Source organism: Amycolatopsis sacchari, assembly GCF_900114035.1.
Taxonomy (GTDB): Bacteria; Actinomycetota; Actinomycetes; order Mycobacteriales; family Pseudonocardiaceae; genus Amycolatopsis_E; species Amycolatopsis_E sacchari.
In genome coordinates, this window is the sequence record NZ_FORP01000069.1 from 1 (window position 1) to 1185 (window position 1185).

At 66.5% G+C, this 1185-nt stretch carries 1 protein-coding gene; it reads left to right on the forward strand.

The genetic code is table 11. The features are described from left to right. The first annotated feature begins 86 nt into the window (after positions 1 to 86). Positions 87 to 1175, forward strand: coding sequence for an IS630 family transposase (locus BMZ92_RS36675; RefSeq protein WP_091517287.1), 1089 nt, complete (start codon positions 87 to 89; stop codon positions 1173 to 1175). Positions 1176 to 1185: the final 10 nt, after the last annotated feature.

Below are 1185 nucleotides of genomic sequence, written 5' to 3' on the forward strand. Positions count from 1 at the left end.
TGCCTCTTCAAGGAACGTTGACGTGGTAACCGTGTCGCGTGGACATCCGGGCGGGTGAGCGCGAGGCTTGCCAGTGGAGGTGAGTCATGGCACGTGCGCCGGAGGTGTTCGCGCGGTCGTTGGAGCCCGAAGAGGCCCAGCGGCTGGTCAAGATCACGAGGTCGACCCGGGATCGGGTGCGGCTGCGACGGTCCGGGATCGTGCTGGCCTCGACCCAAGGCCGGTCCGCGGGCGAGATCGCAGCGATGTTCGCCGCGAGCGAGGGGTATGTGCGGGAGGTGATCCACGCGTTCAACGACTCCGGGTTCGCGGCGTTGTCCCCAAAATGGAGGGGCGGCCGCCCAGCTAAGTTCGGGCCGGCCGCCCGGGATCAGATCTGCCGCATCGCCGCCTGCCAGCCCGCTGAGCTTGGGTTGCCGTTCACCACCTGGAGCCTGACCAAACTGGTCGAGTATTTAGCCGAGCACGCGTGGATCAGGGCGAGCACCGAGACCGTCCGGCAGATCCTGCGCAAGGAAGGCGTGTCCTGGCAGGCGACGAAGACCTGGAAAGCCAGCAAAGCCCCGGACTTCGTGGCCAAGAAGACTCGCATCCTCGACCTGTATGACCGACCACCCACGGACGGACGGGTGATCTGCGTCGATGAGTTCGGGCCGCTGAACCTGCAGCCCCGTCCCGGTCGCGGCTGGTTCCCTCGCGGCCGACCGGCCCGCCTGCGCGCGACCTACACCCGCACCAAGGGCATCCGGCACATGTTCGCCGCACTCGACCTCGCCACCGGGCAGATGTTCTACCGGTTCCGTGACCGCAAACGCTGGCCCCAGTTCCTCGACTTCTGCAAACAGCTACGCCGACGCTTCCCGGCCGGGAAGCTCTACCTGGTCTGCGACAACTACGGACCACACGGCAAGGCCGAGGTCACCGCGTGGTGCGCGGCCAACGGGATCGAGCTGGTCTACACACCCACCAACGCCTCCTGGCTGAACTGGATCGAATGCGAGTTCACCGCGGTCCGCTACTTCACCCTCGACGGCAGCGACTACCCCAGCCACGCCGCCCAAGAGGCCGCCATCGCCGGCTACCTGCGCTGGCGCAACCGCCACTGCCACCCAAAGCGTCACTTCGCCGTCAACTCCAAGATCCGCCGACCGGATTACCTACCCAACGTTGCTTGATGCGGCACTA

Bases quoted from the DNA above. Each gene is read 5' to 3' on its own strand.
- BMZ92_RS36675 (WP_091517287.1), top strand. From the start codon at position 87: ATGGCACGTGCGCCGGAGGTGTTCGCGCGGTCGTTGGAGCCCGAAGAG.